Here is an 18,969-nt window from a genome sequence, read left to right as displayed (position 1 = left end):
CAAATTAATATACATAACTTAATATTAACATTCAACACGTTAATTTTACTTTTTGAATATAGCGATGTAGAAAGACAGATTAAATCCCACTTTATACATAAAAGCGGGATATGAAGCTAAACTGTACATATATACAGTACACCTTAAAGATTAATAAGGAATGATTATGAAATCTGAATTTCTCTCGCATATCAAAGAAACTATGTGGACAGAATGTTTCGCCAAGTCGTAAACCCAACGAACATATACAGCTGATATTTTCCCCTACTTGATATTGCAGCAAACGAATCTCATTAAGCTCGGTTTTCGCTAATTCAGTTTGACGTTCATAAAGATTATAGCTGCGTTGACTTTTAGGAATTTGAACCTTACTCGAAAGATTGGCGCTATAAACCCTAGGTTGCTGTAGTTCACTAAATTTTAGACGAAAAAAACCGCTCATCTTTCGATTAGCTGTTTTTATAATTTGGCGGAGAGATAGGGATTTGAACCCTACTCAAAGGATTGGCGCTATAAACCCTAGGTTATCGTAGTTCAGTATATTCTAGACGAAAAAAAACCGCTTATCTTTCGATTAGCTGTTTTTATAATTTGGCGGAGAGATAGGAATTTGAACCTTACTCGAAAGATTGGCGCTATAAACGCTAGGTTGCTGTAGTCCACTAAATTCTAGACGAAAAAAAACCGCTTATCTTTCGATTAGCGGTTTTTTATAATTTGGCGGAGAGATAGGGATTTGAATCCTACTCAAAGGATTGGCGCTATAAACCCTAGGTTATCGTAGTTCAGTATATTCTAGACGAAAAAAAACCGCTTATCTTTCGATTAGCGGTTTTTTATAATTTGGCGGAGAGATAGGGATTTGAACCCTAGAAGGGCTATAAACCCTTGCTGGTTTTCAAGACCAGTGCTTTCGACCACTCAGCCATCTCTCCAATGTTCAAAAGCATTGCTGCTTCAGAACGGGGCGAATAATAGATACTGTTCACTGCTTTGTAAAGTGCTAATTTAGCTTATTAGGCTTTTTATTTGATTTTTATTGTTAAGTGCTTAATAAAGCATCAGATGGTGGTTTTTACTCGCCTTTTTTCACGTTTATCTCATTTTTGCAGTGCGCTTAACTTTCAACGCATGAATACGATTTGTAACAATCGTATTCATCAGTAATTGCCGCGGCAACTGATATACTGTGCTATTGCCATTTTCCCGGAGATATTGTGCCTAAATCAAGTCAATCAGTTGCTGACCGAAGTCTTTTAAGTTTAACCTGGCCCATTTTTATTGATCTATTTTTCATTTTCATGATCAATGTTACTGACGCCTGGTTTTTAAGCCGTATATCTGATTCTGCAGCTGCGTCAATAGGTGCTGTTATGCCTATTTTAGGCATTGCCTTTGCGCTTTACAGTACTATGCATCAAGGCGGTAGTAGTATTGCATCACAGCGTATTGGCGCTGGAGATCATAACAAGTTAGCTGCAACTTATGGTGTGCTGTTTGCCATTCTGCTCTTTATCGGTATTTTATTAAGCATTGTCATGATGGCTTTTGCGCCTCTCTTCGCACAATGGATGGGTTTAACCGATGATATGGCAGGTATGGCGAGCATATACTTAAGCACCATAGGTATGGGCACTGCGATATTAGCCGTACGCTTTGCTGCCGCCGCTGTTTTAACCTCTCAAGGTAAAACACATTGGAATATGTGGTCAACTTTCGTCATGACCATAGTCAATATATTATTTAACTATCTATTAATTGACGGAAAACACGGCTTCCCTGATTTAGGAGTACAAGGCGTTGCTTATGCGTCGGTCATCGCTTGGGTTATCAGTTTATGCTTTACCCTTGTGATCATTATTAAACATTTACATATCAAGATTACTTTACCCAAGCGCTGGCTATTATTTAAAACAGATAGTGCGCCCATCTTAAAAATAGCACTACCATCGGTGTTAGAGCCCATGTCGTGGCATCTAACCCAAATATTGATGACAGTTATGATTGTCACTATGGGTGAGCTTGCTTTAGCCACGCGCATTTATAGCTTTAATTTACTTTTTACCGCTATTTTATATGGCTTTGCTATCAGTTCAGGCGTACAAATTAAGGTCGCCCATTATATTGGTGCTAAGCGTTTTGAAGAGGCTGATCAACAACTGATGTTGGGACTAAAGCTAGGTATTGCCGGCGCGATGTTTTTTGTTTTCACCTTATTGGCATTTTCTGACCAGTTGTTTGCAATATTTACCAGCAATATTGAAATTTGGGCGTTGGGCAAGCTGATATTGATTATTGCCATCATTGGTGAATTTGGCCGAAGTTTTAATCTGATTGTTGGCGCATCATTGCGTGCGTCTGGCGATGCACGTTATGTGTCAATGGTTGGCTTTATTATTATGTGGTTTATGGCCTTACCCTTAGCTTGGCTTTTAGGATTACATTATGGCTATGGTTTAGTGGGTATTTGGCTGGCAACCAGTTTAGATGAATGTATTCGCGGCATTATAGCCTTAAAGCGTTGGAATACAGGAATATGGCGCAGCAAAGGCATATATGTTGCCGAGATACCTGCACCACTGAGTATTAATAAGCGTACTGATGACCCAGAAGTTATTAATCAGGAGATAACACAACAGCACAATGTTCAAGCATCAAAAACTTGATAAAACACTTGATAAAAAAAGCCCGTATCATTATTAATGGCTTTCATGTGTTGGTGACAAAGCCCATTATTGCCTTAATTACAGCGAGTAAAATGACACTTAATAAGCAGGCTATTCAATATCTCCGTCATCATTCTCGTACTCGCTCAACATTTCATCAAAATGATCGAAGTCGATGAAATCTTCATTAACAACAAAGGTATCAGTCACTTTATAACAGATACTTGCAGGCTTCGAATAGTTTGGCACCACATCATAACTAAAAACAGAATAGTATTTGGCTATATTGGCGTTACCATATTTATCGTAGGTATACTGGTCTTTTCCCGCATAGAGCTTAACCCCATCGAATGGTGACATAGGTGGATGAAAACAATTTCTCACCACATAACAACCAATAAAATCTTTATCTTCTGGGTTATCCCAACTCAATTTCACCAATGAATTTTCAATCGTTAGCGATAAATTAGTCGGTGATGACACGGCATTTTTACGACGTGTGACATAGTTAATCATTAGACTCGGTTCGTTATTCTTGTCATTGCATGACCAGTCAATAATAGCGTCACGTTCTTGGGAGATCGCCGTCGGTCTGATAATGAAATAGACGGGCTTTCCTTCAGAGTGAAGCCGTTCCAAATCCTGACGACAATAGCTGTCAAAAATCAGATAATGCTGGGCACTTTTTTTAAGTTGTGTGTTACTGATTTCATAACCGATAAATTCAATTTTCTGTCGATTCTTGACGCTAACATAATCCAGATCTTTAAGCTCTGCCAGTTCAATCGTAAAGCGAATATCTTTGTTAGTATTAATACTGTTTTTATTCTGCATAACAAGATAGGCCTCAGTGATCACCGTTTCCTGGGGGTCTGGTAACTGATCCAATGTAAAAGCCATTTGACCATAAACAACCCCCCCTTCACTGTCAAACCCGCAGCTCAGACAATCTTCGTCTATTTTGTGCATTGAAATGGTGTTTAACACTACCGGCGTTAATCTTAGCTCTGTGGGTTTCGCGCGATAAATAATATCAAGGAATGGTCGATAATGGACCCCACCACCAAATGGACCATAACCAATATCAAACTGCATAAGCTGAGATTTTTGCCCTAAGGGCAATGTGTTTGGTCCCTGTATTCTAAACAGAATACGACCACTCGTAATTTGATTTTGTAATAGCGCGCGCTCAACGCCGTTAAAGCGCCATTCTTTCCATATACCTTGTCTGAGATGATCAGACTCAATGGTTTGCCCTAAGGTAAGTAAAGGCACAGCATTTTGTACCTGATTAAAATCAGAGATGTCTTCCAGCGTATTAGCGTCAAGTATCGAAATACTCCATTCACCATAGGTTTCAATTTTGGCACCCACTCTATTCATCGGATATAAAGAAAAAATGGCCGATTTGATGGTTAGCTCAGGAGATAAGTTTTTCAGTGAAAAAGCAATTAAGCCAAAACAGATCCCTTTTTTACTAGAAACACCAATAAACATAGAATTTCGACCAAAATGTTTTTTATTGGCATCAAAACTATATTCGCCAAGGTAACCAATATCGCTTTTGGCCGGGAGTAAGGCACGAGAAAATTCATCCGGCGCCAACTTTGTTTTTAACCTGATTTCGGGACTAAACGGTGAGTTCAGCATATTGCTGGGATCAATCGCGTGAAGATTATAATAATACATCTGACCGCTCTTCAATTGAATATCGGTAAACTCGACACTATGAGTGATCGCAATCAAATTCTCTCTTGAACAAGCTGATTTAGAGGTGTCACTGCGAAATATTTCAAAATATATCGCTTTATTTTCCAGACCGTCCCAACTCAAACTAACGCTATCAGCAGTGATATCAGTCACATTGAAATTTTCAATACGCGGTGGCGCCTCTTTAACGTAATTTCTCACTGTTCTGAAAGCAAGCAACAAGGCCGGAATATTTTCATCAATCGATTGCGCCATATATTGCAAATAATCGGGAATATTTCGGCTACCCACTTCAACCACTATGCTCATTATTCCTCTATCATAATAATACTCTCGGCCGCTACCGTGGATCAAATTAAACGGTGGTTTTCCTCGATGAATACCGTATTCTCGTCCGGTAACTTTCCTGATTTCATTGTTCATGTTGGCGCACAACACATTCAAATCAGTGCCTTCAATTTCTTTCTCGTGATTGAATTTATGCGCAGGGAAAAAAACATTACCTTGTGAATGATAATCAAGAGCAACACGAATATTGGGGTGAGTCTCAACAAACACTTTGATGGCTTGAGTTTCAGGCTCAGAAAATGCGGCTGGACCTGAATATATCGCCGAACTGGTATCCGTTCCTTTTTTAAAACGCACGCCAAAATTACGATTAAGGTCAACACCAAAGGTATTGTCGCCGTTGTCCCTCCTATTTTTGCGCCAAAATGAAAAATGGGTATGCGAATATTCAAAACCGTCAGGGTTAAGACAAGGCACAATATAAAGACTACTACTATTGAGTGCCGATGCTAACATCGGATGATATTGATGGTTATCAATAATATATTGAATAAACTTTATCGCTAACTCATTGCCAATCCACTCGCGCGCATGAATTGAGCCGGTATAAAGCAAAGCCGGTTTATTGCCCGCGTTACTCACATCATTGGAAATTGTTGCCATCATGATGGGGCGTTTTTCCCACGTTTCACCTATGCTATTAACCTGAATAAGATCAGGGTATTCGCGCATCGCATTGGCCAAAAATTCACAGGTTTGCTGATAAGTTGAATATTGTTTTTTCATAATAGAGGGCCATTTTATTTTTCAATCGAATAATATTACTGTTATTCACTGCTAACAGGCAGTACCGGCGGCAATTGCTTGTCTTCTCTGCCTATATTTTCCAAAGGTGATAAATCACTCTCCTGTGCATCAACTGATTGAACAGCCACTGCAGAGGTTTTATCAAGGCTTGGTTGATAACGCGCATAATTATCTTGATAATTCCAAACATCACTCGGCCATTCTTCGTACTGATTTGGCTCAGCATTAAGTAATGGGGAACCGTCTGCACTTATTTTGTCGAAGGTTTCACCACTATCATTGACGCTCTGGTGACATTGTTTTGAAAAACTGATGTGGCGCATAGTGCGAAGCAAAGCAGAATTTATTTTCCCTAACTCTTCCCAGTTATAAAGCGGGATATAAGGCTTAGAAAATTGGCCTGAAGACAAACTCCACATCAGGTATTGGCCTATCCAGTCTCTGATATAAGAAAATGCGGCAAAAGCCGTGGCGCATTCTAAAATGCGGTATTGACCATCTTTTCCTACGGCGATATCACATGCCCAAAATTCAGCGTTAGCTGCTTTTGATGCCTTAACCGATAATTGCAAAACTTTTCGGGGTACTGCTTTATAATCCATGGAGCCACCTTGGCTCGTGTTGGTTAGCCATTTACCTAGCGGGGGTCTGCGCCAAAAGGCACATACTGGTTTGTGCCCGATTAACATCACCCGAATATCTGCTGCCATCGGGATAAAGTCTTGTACGTATACGGGGTAATATTTTTTGCTCTCTAAAAGTTCACAGGCCTGCGCAAATGAATCTACTTTGTGAACGAAATAGCCGCCATAGTTAGAGGGGCCATAAGATTTTTTGATGATTAGCGGATACGCTGACTTAGACAAAAAATCAAAGGCCTTTTGTGGTTGGTAAAAAATATGCGTATTAGGAATCGGCAGTGCATATTTTTTACAAAACCGAGTCACATTTTCCTTCGATTTATTTGAGAATTGGCTATCTAGGGAGGGGATAAATTGTACTGTTGGTAACGCGCGCGCAATTTCACGAAAAGTCTCATAAGCAGTCGCCGGAATATTACCGATCAATACCTCAATTTCTTTACTTTTTACCGTAGCAATAAAGCGTTCTTTGTCTTTACCCCAATGATAAACCACCTTTTCTATTTTATCAGGCCAGCCTTTAAAATTAGAGTAATCAAAAAAACGCTGTACATGGTCGAGATATAAAAAGGCAATTTTAGGCAATGTATTTGGCAAGTGCTTGCTCATGAATATTTCCTATAGCATTAAGTTTAACTTTGCGTTCGATTAAGTTGACGATTTTCTCAATTTTTAGCGCATTAAAATCCAGTCCAAATTTTTCTTGTTCCGGTGTGGCAAAGGCAGGAATACCGTTGACTTCCAATACCACAAATTGTTCGCGTTCTCGGTCATAAATCAGGTCAACCCCTGCAATATCTAAGCCTGTTAACCTAGCTGCGCGTAGCGAAAGAGCGGCAATTTGATCGTTTAGCTCGCGTAAAATTATAGAACCACCACAAGAAATATTTGTACGCCAGTCGCCTTGGGCTGCTTTGCGTCCGTAGCAACCCACAATTGTCCCGTCAACCACGTCTACTCTAAAATCTGTAAAGTCATTGTCTATCCATCTTTCGAGATAAAAATAACCAGGCTTAGTCTCATTCAATAACGGTAATAATCGTTCAAACTCGGCTGCACTTTCAATGTTAATAATACCCTTGCCGCCCCAGCCGTTAGTGGGTTTAAACAGTGCTTTGCCACCCCAGTTACGCAATATTTCTCTGGCCCTTTCCAACTCTTGGTGATGACATAATTGATAATTAGCGGTTGGGACACCATGTTGATTAAGTAAATGAGAGGTTCTAAACTTGTCTTCCGACACACAAAAAGCTTCAAAGCTGTTAATACAAGGCACCGTCATATTGAGCGCTTGGTAGAGATAAACTTGATAATCACTCTGCTCACTAGCGTTATAGGAAAAGTAGAGATCTAGGTTTGCCATGTTCACCTCGCCAGAAAATATATGACCATTATTTGCATAGCCATTTTTTAAGCTCAGATTATTAATCACTGCGATCCCGTTTTGATTTAGTTGCTCAATAATACGTTGTTGTATTACTTCCCCACCGCCATTTCGGTACATCCACATCCCAACAGTGTAATCAGTCATATAGTTGCCACTCAGCAAAGTTAATCAAAAAAATAAACGCTTATATCGTTATCAAATATCAAGCTTAGTTCGAACCGTTATTAACCTCATCTGAATAATTATAAATTAATTAAGCGGCAACTAATTTGACAAATGTCAGGGTGAGGGATTATTAAATTTTTTAACCTTTACCCTAAGCGGTCATTAGTATTTTTATCGCCTATATTATTGACCAATAAGGAACCACATGAAGATTAATCTAGATTTAAAAGCTGGCACTGAGCCAATGAAATTGGACGGATCACATTATGATTTTTCGGAGCTCGCAGAACTCATAAAAATGAACTCCAATACCCACAACAAAAAAGGCGTCGATCTTTTAGGTAAGCGCTATCAAAGCCTTTTTGAAACATTGGGGTATCACACCAAACGATACCCCAGAAATGATATCGGCGATCATCTGCTATTTAGCTCTCAAACTAAGCGCGGCAATAAACTTTTACTGCTGGGTCACCTAGATACTGTTTTGCCACCAGAAGTGCCTAACCTGTTTAGTGAAGATAAAGATTGGATCTACGGACAAGGCGTCTGTGATATGAAAGGCGGCATTCATGTCGCCATTTGCGCCCTTAGGGAAGTAGCGAAAAGGCATGGAAGTATTGCTAATATCGACGTACTGCTAGTGAGCGATGAAGAAACAGGCAGTGATGATAGCCGCCAGATTACCGCCGTATTAGCAAAAAGCTATCAGGCCTGTCTGGTATTTGAAGCCGCAGGTAAAAACGGTGAAGTGGTGGTTGGACGCAAAGGAGTTGGCACTTTTGCTATTGATCTTAGCGGTAAAGCCGCGCATGCCGGTAACAATTATCAACAGGGTGCTGATGCTAATTTAGCGGCAGCAAAAATGCTTATCAAACTCAATCAGCTGACCAATCTTCTACAAGGCACAACAGTAAATGTTGGAAAAATTAGCGGCGGAATCGGTGCCAATACGATTTCACCCAATGCACATTTGCTACTGGAAATTCGTTACAAAACACACAACGAACGAGATCGTTTACTCGCTGCAATCAATGGTATCGTCGCAGCCGAGCAGGTAAAAGGTGTCACCGCCAAATTGTCTGGTGGTATTCAACGCGACGTTATGCAAGCTAACGATAAGCAAGCTCAATTTCTCGCCAAGCTAGAATCTATTTTAGGTGAGAAATTACCGACAGAAACAAGAGGCGGAGTTAGTGATGCCAATATTGTTTCAGCCGCGGGCGTAGTGACACTTGACGGTTTTGGTCCCTTTGGGGAACACGACCATACAAAAGACGAGCGAGCATGTAAAAAGAGTTTCGTAAAACGTGTTCAACAAGTCAGCCTAATTTTACTAGAATATAATGGTGTAAAAACTAATGTTTAGTGGCACATGGAGCGCATAAAGCCCTTACCTTTGCGCCTCTTCATCGGCGATTTGTTTACTTTTATTTATTCTCAACGCTAAATACAAGTCAGAATGAACATAAATGCCCTCGCTACCTGATTTAATATCTGCGTTTTTAAACCACGCCAGCAGTTGGCGTTTTCTACCGGCAAGTTCAAGGCGTACCCCGCGCTTTTTAAAGATAGTATTCAAATCTGCCAGCATGGCCATAACACTTAAATCTAAATGGGTGAAGCACGGCACCGCGTCAATAATGACACACTCAATACCATCTTTTTGTCGGGCATATTGCTCTAATAACCTACGTTTAAAAAAACTAGAATTAAAGTAGGTTAACGGTGAATTAAAACGATAGATGAAAACACCGTCTATCGCTTTGGCTTTATCGCTGGTATCTAAACTTCGCACCACACCATTGATATCAACACCAAGTATATTGTCTGTCGGGCGCATTACGGTACGAATAAATTGAAATAAACCCAGTAATACCGCCAGCGTAATACCAGGAATAACACCAATAAACAGCACCGCAAATAATGTGATTAAGGTTAAGTAAAATGCTTGCCGGTCTTTTAATCTTAATCGCCATACCGCTTTTAAATCTAAAAGATGTATTGACGCAATGATCAATACAACACCCAATGCAGCGCTAGGAATAAACTCAAGTGGCGCTGTTAAAAAAATAGCAATAATGGCAATAATAATCGCCGCTATAATAGAGACTAATTGTGTTTTACCGCCATTGGCATCATTCACTGCCGTGCGAGAGTCTGCGCCGCTTACTGCGAAGCCTTGTGATAAAGCAGACGCAAAATTTGCCATGCCCAAGGCCATAAACTCTTTATCTGGGTCAATATCGTAGCTATTTTTTTCAGCAAAGCTGCGTGCGGTTAGCATCATACTCACAAAGCTGACTATCGCTAGGTTAAGTGCTGGCATAACTAGCCCACGAATAATACCAAGATCAAAATCAGGCGCTTTAAATAAGGGTAAACCACCTTCAACAATACCAATGGTTTTTATCTCAAACTGCTCTAAATTAAAAAACCATACTAACGTAGCTGCAAAAGCGATGGCGAACATAGAAGCGGGAAAAGTGGGTTTTAAGCGTTTGATAAGAAAATAAATGCTGACAGTAAATAAGGCCATTAATAGCGTTGGCACATGCGCTTGCGAGAGATAATCAGGCACGCCCCCTAAACGCTCAAGCAGGTACCTTTCGTCAAATGTAAAACCAAAAACTTTAGAAAACTGACCCACAATAATGGTAATGGCGACACCATTTAATAGTCCCATCAAAATAGGTTTGGATAAAAAATCTGCCAATACGCCAAGCTTAAAACGACTGGCAATTATGCACCAAAAACCTGTCATCGCTGTCATGGTGATCACTAATTGCCAATGCTTAACAATGTCACCTGCGGCTAAAGGCGTTACCACAGCGGCAATAACCGCACAGGTCGCGGCATCAGGGCCAACAATCAATTGCTTGGAGGTGCCAAATAGCGCATATATGATCATAGGTAAAACACAGGAATATAAGCCAACAACAGCATTAACACCGGTCAGCTGTGCATAAGCGATAGCAACCGGTAAAGCAACTGCTGCAACCGACAATGCTGCTTTTGCGTCATCAGCTAGCCATTTACGCTGATAATTGAACAAAACGTTCAAGCCAGGCATAAAGTTATATAAACGTGAAAACAAAGCCGTTTCCTTACTGACAAAGTGTGTGTTTAAATAATAGAGTGCCTAAATAATAGAGTGATAAGACACTTAATATAGCGAATATAGGGTCTAGACACTCCTGACTGCTTTAAAAATCTCATTAAGGAATGAAGACAAAAACAAACGTATAAAGCATTGAAACCTAGATAAAAAACTTGTCAATAAATCAGTTCATAAAGCCACTAACAACCAATTTTTATCACGAAATCCCTTAGCCTTTAATCGTATAATAACCCTTAATTGATAACGAAACTGTTACCGGTTGTTGCGTGGTGTTTTTCCAATACCAACCGTGAGAGCCTTTAAAGGGTGTCGTTAGTGAACCTTGCATATTGTTTGTGGTGGCAATTGAAAAGCTTTCAAAATATCCCGTTGTATCCCCTGCTGGCTCACCGTGAAAATCAAAATAAAGTGCTGTAACACCCGATGTCCACTCGTACTCCACATGGGCATATTTATCCATATATAATTTATATTCTAAGCCTTTGCCTGCAGGGATAATAATCTCAACGTTATCACTGCGTAATAGATCATTTTGTTTACCTCGCTCTACGATCAAGGTTGGCGACTTTTCTGACGCTTCGGCTATTGCCGTTAGCCCTAATGCTTTACCACTACCCGTTGGGTCAATATTATATTCTGCGGGTAAAATGCAGGTGATCAGTAGCGTTATTGCCACTAAAAGCGCAATAGCAGTGGCTTTAATTAAAGTTGTCGTGCTATGTACAGGTATATTAAATTTATGCATGTTATATCCTAAATATCTTTTTATTTGTTTTATTGATTTACTTGATACGCTAACAACTCGCTAAAATAGCCCAAAGTTGATGGTACTTTAATGAGCGTAAATCACTCACGCTAACTGATAAAGTAGCCTGTGAGTTGTAAACCTATCAGCATAAAGCCGGCGCTTATTAGCGCGGTATTGGTGAAGGTTGCAAAGCTTAAATAGCTACTATGTTTACGCCAAAAACTTAATATGATTAACACCATGGCAAGTGCTAAAAGCTGACCTATTTCGACCCCAAGATTGAATGAAATAATATTGCTCACTAAGCCATTACTGGGTAACTGAAATTCTTGTATTTTAGTGGCTAAACCAAAACCATGAAATAAACCAAATACTGTTACAGCAATTTTAGTGTTGGGTTGGTAGTTAAATAGCCGTTGAAAGCCGCCTAAGTTATCAAAACCTTTATAGACCACAGATAACCCGATAATGGCATCGATAATATAGGGATTAATTTCAATCTGGCTAAATACGCCATAGAGCAAAGTTAAACTATGGCCTAGCGTGAATAAGCTGACATAAAGCAACACGTCTTTGCTGCGAAATAAAAAGAACACCACACCAACCAGAAATAATAAATGGTCATAACCTGTTAGCATGTGTTTTGCGCCAATATAAATAAATGGGAATATTGCGCTCCCTTCATTAGCCTCTAAAAACTGTTTTGTAACATCATCTACACCGTGAGCCAACAGTGAAAATGACGAAAAAAGTCCTGTTATTATTAAGAGTAAAAGTATAAATTTTTTACGGGTGTCATTCACTGAGTGTTCCTTGTTACTAGAGCTTGTTACTAGCGTTTTTATTAAATATGTTATCGCCGTGTTATACACTAAATTTGTATCTAAAGGGAATATACTAAATAATAGTTTCACCTTTATAAATAATTTGATCAACCCATAAGCGAATTTTCCTAATAACGCGCTTTTAATGCCTGTTATTGTTGATAATAAAACGCTTATTAAAATCTTAGGTTAACTACTTTTAATGCCCATGAATGATACCCTGCAAATGATCAGCTTAGTTGATCTATCTATTGCTTTTATCCCCGTTGTTATTGCGCTGGCTTTTTTATATTTATGGTCACTCAATGTAAAACAAGCGAGCTATGCCCTTTCACGTATGCTGATACAGTTATTATTTATCGGCTACGCACTAAGCTACATTTTTTATTCCGACAATGTGTGGTTAATCACCTCAATTTTATTAGCTATGGTCAGTATTTCTTGCTGGATTGCCTTACGCACATTACCTGAATATCGATTAGTGCTGTTTAAACAAGGTTTTATTGCCATATTATGTGGCGGTGGCTTTACTTTATTGGTGATCAGCCAAGGCGCATTGTCTTTAAAGCCCTGGTATCAAGCACAAGTTATTATTCCACTGGCAGGTATGATATTCGCCACCGCGATGAACAGCATTAGTTTGTCTGCAGAACGAATATTTTCAGAACTGGATAATAAAACCCCCTATCCAATAGCACGTAAACAAGCACTTAATGCGGCGACAATACCCGTCATTAATTCATTATTCGCTGTGGGTTTAGTCTCATTACCCGGCATGATGACAGGGCAAATTCTGTCAGGGATTTCTCCTTTAATCGCCGTAAGATATCAAATTATTGTCATGTGTATGATTTTCGCCTCCGCCATACTTTCTGCGGTAATATTTTTACTGTTATCAGAAAAAACCATTAAAAAAATTATCAAAAAAAAGCACAGCACCCAAGTCTAACTAGCTTGCTAATTACCTTATTATTTAAAAAACCGAATCATTTGAGGCGAATTATTGATAAAAGTACCATTTGAAACTACACTTAAGTTGGTAATAATAAGGTTGGCAATAATAAGATTAGCGACTTTTATGGCACATTGGTTTTATCAGGAGATCTAAATGAAGGCTGCAAATAAGCAAAATCAAGCACCAAAAATTAACAGCGCCGTGGCTTTTAAACTCGGTAGTAATATATTAGAGAAATGGCAATGCAGTGCTAGCGACAAGCAAGCTATTTTAGGGTTGAGCAAAAGTAGCTATTATCGTTTTAACCATAATGAAAGCGCTAGCCTTTCTAACGACCAATTAGAGCGTATTAGTTACATTGCTAATATTCATCAAGCATTAAAAATGGTTTTTTCTAATCCTGACAATGTTTATGGCTTTATGGCAATGAAAAATGATAATCCTTACTTTAATGGTCATTCGCCACTGTCGCTGATCTCAAGTGGAAATTTTGGCACCTTATACGAAGTTTTCAAACGGATAGACGCCATGCGTAACGGGCAGTGGTAAGGTGAAGGCCAACACTAAAAAAGTAAAGTTGCTGAACAAAATTGCCTTTAGGTTAGTAAACTCAAAATTTCCTCCTATGACGCTTTTTGATGATGTGGTCAGTCAAGAAGACTTTGCAACGGTTTACGCTATTCAAGCGCTAACCAACCCAAGAGTGTTAAATGAGCTTGGCGACTTATCACTACTATCAAGTAATGAAATTCCTTTTGGCATTGATGGTGTAAATTATGTAACCGCGCCTTTTACCCATATTAATCCTGAAGGCTCACGCTTTAGCAATGGTGACTTTGGTGTGCTTTATCTTGCCGACACGATTGATACCGCCATTAAAGAAACCCTTTACCATCAAGACAAGTACTTTCAAAACCTGCAGGGTTTACATTATGACACTGTGGATATGCGTTGTTTAAAAGTAACCTTTAGTGCAAGTGTTGTTGATTTATTTCAGGTTAAAGGTATTTATGAACCAGAGGATTACTCGCTACCAAGGCGGCTTGGCGCAGAGCTTAAAAAGAATGCTCAGCAAGGTTTTCAATATTACTCGGTAAGAAATCAAGGTGCCACCTGTTGGGGATTATTTTCACCTATTCATGTCACTGGCGCTATTCAAACTAAACACTTTGAGTTTATCTTTGACGGAAAATCAATGTCGAAGGTTAGAGAGTTATTAGTTCATCAGCCACTGCATTTAAGCTAGCTTATTTTTAATGCCGGGTATGAGTTGATAGCCATGCGCACTGAAGATTAACACCTGATATAAGGTGAAAATGGTTATGTATTGCTATTTAAACAAGACATAACCATGAATGACTTAGCGAAAAAAGAGGCTTTCAACGCTAAGTGTTTCTGCTATATTTTTTAGTAAAACATTACTATTTCAAGCAATTAAAAAGCGAAGTCTTCACTCGCTAATGCCATCATTGAATCAACACCACCTTCAATACAAGCGGCGTGTCCTTTTGCACGTGGCAGTATGCGTTTAAAGTAAAAGTTTGCTGTTTTAATTTTTGCTTGGTAAAACGCTTTATCTTCATCGCTATTTTTTAATTTATCTTCAGCCACTGCAGCCATTCTTGCCCAGAAATAAGCTAAAGTAACATAGCCTGCAAACATCAAATAGTCGACTGATGCGCCGCCAATTTCATCTGCGTTGCTCATGGCTTTTTTACCTACGTCAGCGGTTAATTCTTGCCATTGCTGAGAATAAGCCCCTAGTGCTTGAATATGCTCTGCCATTTCTGGATTACCTGCATGCTGTTGGCAGAATGCGCCAATATCAGTCATGAAAGGTTTTAAAATGGCGCCTTTACTGCCTAAAATTTTACGCGCAAGTAAATCTAAGGCTTGAATACCGGTAGTGCCTTCATATATGCAACTTATTTTAGTATCGCGCACTAATTGTTCCATGCCCCATTCTTTGATAAAGCCGTGACCACCTAATATTTGTATACCATGACTGGTACACTCAAAGCCTAATTCACTCAACAATGCTTTAGCTATCGGTGTTAACAAGGCAAGTCTTGTTTCAGCGTCTGCTACTTTAGCTGCATCTTTTTCGGCATGTGTTACATCAACTAACTGTGACAAATAACCCAATAACGCTCGGCCGCCTTCAGCAATAGATTTTTGCGTTAACAACATTCTACGCACATCTGGATGCACAATAATCGGGTCTGCCGGACCATTTGGGTTTTTAACACCGCTAATTGATCGCATTTGCAAACGGTCTTTAGCATAAGCTAATGCCCCTTGAAAAGACGCTTCTGTTGCTGCCGTACCTTCAAGTGCCACACCCAAGCGCGCTGCATTCATAAAGGTAAACATACAGTTTAAACCGCGGTTAACTTCACCAATTAAATAGCCTTTGGCATTATCAAAATTAATCACACAAGTAGCGTTAGCGTTGATACCCATTTTGTGTTCAATAGAACCACAACTTACCGCGTTTTTGTCGGCTATTGTGCCATCATCGTTGATGTTGAATTTTGGTACGATGAAAAGAGAAATACCTTTACTACCTTCAGGCGAACCTGGAATACGGGCAATAACAATATGAACAATGTTGTCAGACAAATCATGCTCACCCGCTGAAATAAATATTTTTGAGCCGGTTAATGAATAGCTACCATCGTCTGTTAATTCTGCTTTGGTGCGCAACATGCCTAAGTCGGTACCACAATGCGCTTCAGTTAAACACATAGTGCCGGTCCAGCTGCCTTCAACTAGCTTTGGCATAAATTGTTGCTTTTGTTTATCAGTACCATGCGCTTCAATGGTAGCCATTGCACCATGACTTAAACCAGGATACATAGCAAAACTATGATTCGCTGCTGACATCATTTCGCTGATCGCGCCATTCAATGAATGTGGCAAGCCTTGACCGCCAAACTCTACACTTTGAGATAATGTAGGCCAACCACCGTCAACATACTGTTTATAAGCATCTTTAAAGCCATCTGGTGTAGTTACTACGCCATCGGTCCATGTACAACCTTGTTGATCACCTATTTGATTAATGGGTGCAATAACCTGCTCAGTAAATTTGGCAGCTTCGCTAAGAATAGCATCAACCATATCTTCACTGGCATCAGTATAACCAAGTTCTTGGTAATGTTTGTTGCAGTCTAACAACTCTTGCATAACAAACTTTATATCTCTAATCGGGGCTTTATACTCAGGCATTTATTTATTCTCCAGTTATTATTAGATACAGTCTTTTTTTAATAGAAATTAACTTTACTACCGTTGAAAATAGCACAGTGGTAGTACCAGTACGAGCAATTAAGTTTTTTAGATTACTTTTAAATAAAATAACCATCAAAAAGTGTGTAACACTTAATTTCTTTAACCTTAACCTCGAACAATCAAGAGTATTCTGGCCATCATGGCTAGTAGTCTTATAATTTTATGTTAATCACAAGACAGTTATAAAACAAATGACTATTTTTTATTACCTACTATTATGTTTTCGTATACAAGAAGTCATCAAACACATCAATAATTTGACTAGTGTCAAGATAGCTTGTAACTTAGTTAACTATCGTTAAGTTTAGTGCCGTTTGTATATCATATATCATCACTACTATATGTTTTTATAATACCGTCTTATTAAAACTATTCATTGGTATTATAAAAACATCGGCTTTAGCATAAGTAACACTACAGCATGCTTTTATGTTGTAAGTTATTATTAAGCTTAGATTCGCATTAAACTTAGCTTCAAGCAGCAAATTAATCATCCGCTATTTTAAATCATTATAAAGGACCTGTTATGTCAGTGATTGCCCTGTTAGAAAAACGCTATTCTACCCGTGCTTATTTGGATAAACCCATACCACAACCATTACTTGAATCCATTTTTACACAAGCACAACAAGCGCCTTCAAACTGTAATGTGCAACCTTGGCAAACCTGTGTAGTGTCGGGTGAGAAGAAAGAGCAGTTAAAAAACGCTCTGATCTCAACCGTCATGAAAGGTGCGGCACCCAATCCTGATTTTAACTGGCTACCTAAATATGAAGGCGTTCATCGCGATCGACAATTTGGTTCAGCGAATGCACTGTATAGTGCTATCGGCGTGACCCGAGAAGATAAGCAAGGCAGACAGCGTGCGATGATACGAAACTGGAGCTTTTTTGATGCTCCTCATGTTGCTTTTTTTACCATGGATAAATATTTAGATATTATGGGAGCCGTTGATCTGGGTATTTATGCCCAAACGCTTTCATTAATACTCGCAGAGCATGGGTTGTCATCTTGTATGCAAGGCGCACTGGGCCAATTCCCCGACCCCATAAAAGCAGCACTTAACTTACCAGAACAGCGTGGCATTTTATTTGGTATGTCATTTGGTTATGCTGATGAAAGCGCTGCCGTGAATAACACCCGAACTGAGCGTGAAGATATGGCCAATGCTGTTACCTTTTTTAAATAATATTAAAAAGCAGAGCAACATTTAATCGCTATATTGCCAAAGAAATATAACGCTATTTTTAATCTATTTAAAATTTTTAAGCAAACGCACATTTTTTTCTGGCGATTTTTTCAGTGCCGCTGATACTATAATGGCAATTATATTAGCAATGGCTAAAATCTTGGGTTATGAGCAAATCGCACCATAACCCAAGCTTATCTTGTTAACATTAGCAAAGGCAGCCGACCGAAAAGTAACAAGTTTTGCTTGGTAAGGCCATTTCATTCAAATTAAATAACTTTAGGAAGAACCGTGGAATTAATCGATTTAGACATTAATGAAAAAATTGCAACAATCACTTTAAAAAATGGCAAAGTTAACGCTATTTCTCACCAAGTGATAGCCGAAATAAATGACGCTTTAGATCAAGCTGAATCCGCAGGTGCTGTGGTTATTTTAACCGCTCAACCCGGTATATTCTCTGCTGGATTTGACTTGAAAACCATGAAAGAAAGTTCAGAATCAGCGGTGGCCTTAGTTACCGCCGGTTCTACTTTGTCTCGTCGTATGTTGTCATTTCCTTTGCCAATTATCGGTGCATGTTCTGGTCATGCTATTGCTAAGGGGGCATTTTTATTACTGAGTTGTGATTATCGTATCGGCAGTTTAGGCAAATTTAAAATCGGCTTAAACGAAGTCACCATTGGTATGACTATGCACCAAGCAGGCATTGAAATAGCCCGCAATCGCATACCCACTAACTATTTAACCCGCTCGGTGATTAATGCAGAATTATTCTCGCCAGAAACAGCAGTTTTAGCTGGGTTTTTAGACACCTTAGTAGAACCAGAACAGTTAATGGCAACAGCGAAGGCAGCTGCTACTCATATGCTGACCTTGAATATGGATGCGCATCACGGTACTAAGTTAAAAACAAGAAAAGATATTTTAGCGACGTTAGATGCGGCAATTGCGCTGGATGCAGCTATGGTTATCGCTTTATAGAAGTTCTTTAAAGTCGGTTGATATACCTGCCTATGCACTTAAATCGGAAAGTCAGTTTAAGTGCATAATGATCATTTGTAGTAAGTCCGATACAGAAACAATCTAGGTGTAAACGTATGATGGACTTCAGTCCATCAGGTTAAATGAAATTTAACAACTTTTGGCATTAATACTGATAAAAAACAATACTCGC

At 39.2% G+C, this 18,969-nt stretch carries 14 protein-coding genes and 1 tRNA gene; 7 read left to right on the top strand and 8 right to left on the bottom strand.

What is annotated here, in order from left to right; all coding sequences use genetic code 11:
• Positions 1 to 844 precede the first annotated feature (844 nt).
• Positions 845 to 935, bottom strand: a tRNA-Ser gene (locus H4J65_RS14960).
• 282 nt (positions 936 to 1,217) lie between these two features.
• On the opposite strand from H4J65_RS14960, the gene H4J65_RS14955 reads away from it, so the two are divergent.
• On the top strand, positions 1,218 to 2,666 hold the full coding sequence (locus H4J65_RS14955) for an MATE family efflux transporter (RefSeq protein WP_182198691.1): 1,449 nt from the start codon (positions 1,218 to 1,220) through the stop codon (positions 2,664 to 2,666).
• A 111-nt stretch (positions 2,667 to 2,777) separates the two neighbouring features.
• Here H4J65_RS14955 and H4J65_RS14950 read toward each other — a convergent pair whose 3' ends face one another.
• From H4J65_RS14950 to H4J65_RS14940, 3 genes are read right to left on the bottom strand one after another with little or no spacing between them, the layout of a single operon-like run.
• Positions 2,778 to 5,450: a M14 family zinc carboxypeptidase gene (locus tag H4J65_RS14950; RefSeq protein WP_182198690.1), complete on the bottom strand. Its 2,673-nt coding sequence runs from the start codon at positions 5,448 to 5,450 to the stop codon at positions 2,778 to 2,780.
• Between the two features lie 41 nt (positions 5,451 to 5,491).
• Entirely contained in the window at positions 5,492 to 6,721 is a 1,230-nt protein-coding gene (locus tag H4J65_RS14945; protein WP_182198689.1) for a RimK family alpha-L-glutamate ligase, read from the bottom strand.
• On the bottom strand, positions 6,690 to 7,643 hold the full coding sequence (locus H4J65_RS14940) for a RimK family alpha-L-glutamate ligase (RefSeq protein WP_182198688.1): 954 nt from the start codon (positions 7,641 to 7,643) through the stop codon (positions 6,690 to 6,692). The genes H4J65_RS14945 and H4J65_RS14940 overlap by 32 nt, the downstream gene beginning before the upstream one ends.
• A 226-nt stretch (positions 7,644 to 7,869) precedes the next feature.
• On the opposite strand from H4J65_RS14940, the gene H4J65_RS14935 reads away from it, so the two are divergent.
• A complete protein-coding gene (locus H4J65_RS14935) occupies positions 7,870 to 9,030 on the top strand; it encodes a M20 family metallopeptidase (protein WP_259367634.1) in 1,161 nt (386 codons plus the stop codon).
• 24 nt (positions 9,031 to 9,054) lie between these two features.
• Here H4J65_RS14935 and H4J65_RS14930 read toward each other — a convergent pair whose 3' ends face one another.
• The 3 genes from H4J65_RS14930 to H4J65_RS14920 all read right to left on the bottom strand — a co-directional run bounded on the left by H4J65_RS14930 (position 9,055) and on the right by H4J65_RS14920 (position 12,333).
• A complete protein-coding gene (locus tag H4J65_RS14930; protein ID WP_182198687.1) occupies positions 9,055 to 10,758 on the bottom strand; it encodes a SulP family inorganic anion transporter in 1,704 nt (567 codons plus the stop codon).
• A gap of 232 nt (positions 10,759 to 10,990) precedes the next feature.
• Positions 10,991 to 11,527, bottom strand: coding sequence for a hypothetical protein (locus tag H4J65_RS14925; RefSeq protein ID WP_182198686.1), 537 nt, complete (start codon positions 11,525 to 11,527; stop codon positions 10,991 to 10,993).
• Between the two features lie 110 nt (positions 11,528 to 11,637).
• Positions 11,638 to 12,333 (bottom strand): HupE/UreJ family protein, encoded by a 696-nt coding sequence (locus H4J65_RS14920; RefSeq protein ID WP_182198685.1) that lies wholly within the window; start codon positions 12,331 to 12,333, stop codon positions 11,638 to 11,640.
• 223 nt (positions 12,334 to 12,556) lie between these two features.
• On the opposite strand from H4J65_RS14920, the gene H4J65_RS14915 reads away from it, so the two are divergent.
• The 3 genes from H4J65_RS14915 (at position 12,557) to H4J65_RS14905 (ending at position 14,555) form a co-directional block, all read left to right on the top strand.
• Positions 12,557 to 13,303: an ABC transporter permease gene (locus H4J65_RS14915; protein ID WP_259367633.1), complete on the top strand. Its 747-nt coding sequence runs from the start codon at positions 12,557 to 12,559 to the stop codon at positions 13,301 to 13,303.
• A gap of 159 nt (positions 13,304 to 13,462) precedes the next feature.
• Entirely contained in the window at positions 13,463 to 13,858 is a 396-nt protein-coding gene (locus H4J65_RS14910; RefSeq protein ID WP_182136743.1) for an antitoxin Xre-like helix-turn-helix domain-containing protein, read from the top strand.
• Positions 13,859 to 13,934: 76 nt separating this feature from the next.
• Positions 13,935 to 14,555 carry an RES family NAD+ phosphorylase gene (locus H4J65_RS14905; RefSeq protein ID WP_182198684.1) on the top strand — a complete coding sequence of 207 codons (621 nt, stop codon included), beginning with the start codon at positions 13,935 to 13,937 and terminating at the stop codon, positions 14,553 to 14,555.
• Positions 14,556 to 14,743: 188 nt separating this feature from the next.
• Here the strand turns inward: H4J65_RS14905 and H4J65_RS14900 are convergent, their stop codons facing one another.
• Positions 14,744 to 16,540, bottom strand: a complete 1,797-nt coding sequence (locus H4J65_RS14900; protein ID WP_182136745.1) for an acyl-CoA dehydrogenase C-terminal domain-containing protein — start codon at positions 16,538 to 16,540, stop codon at positions 14,744 to 14,746.
• Between the two features lie 589 nt (positions 16,541 to 17,129).
• Between H4J65_RS14900 and H4J65_RS14895 the strand changes: the two genes are divergently transcribed.
• Together H4J65_RS14895 and H4J65_RS14890 are read left to right on the top strand one after the other, a co-directional pair.
• On the top strand, positions 17,130 to 17,792 hold the full coding sequence (locus tag H4J65_RS14895) for a nitroreductase family protein (protein ID WP_182184665.1): 663 nt from the start codon (positions 17,130 to 17,132) through the stop codon (positions 17,790 to 17,792).
• 291 nt (positions 17,793 to 18,083) lie between these two features.
• The gene (locus H4J65_RS14890) at positions 18,084 to 18,776 is read left to right on the top strand and encodes a crotonase/enoyl-CoA hydratase family protein (RefSeq protein WP_182136747.1); all 693 of its coding nucleotides are present in this window, start codon (positions 18,084 to 18,086) and stop codon (positions 18,774 to 18,776) included.
• The last annotated feature ends 193 nt before the right edge of the window (positions 18,777 to 18,969 follow it).

This window comes from Colwellia sp. MB02u-9, assembly GCF_014077085.1.
Lineage (GTDB): Bacteria > Pseudomonadota > Gammaproteobacteria > Enterobacterales > Alteromonadaceae > Cognaticolwellia.
The sequence above is the reverse complement of the archived record's forward strand: the minus strand, read 5'-3'. Positions and strand labels throughout refer to the sequence as shown.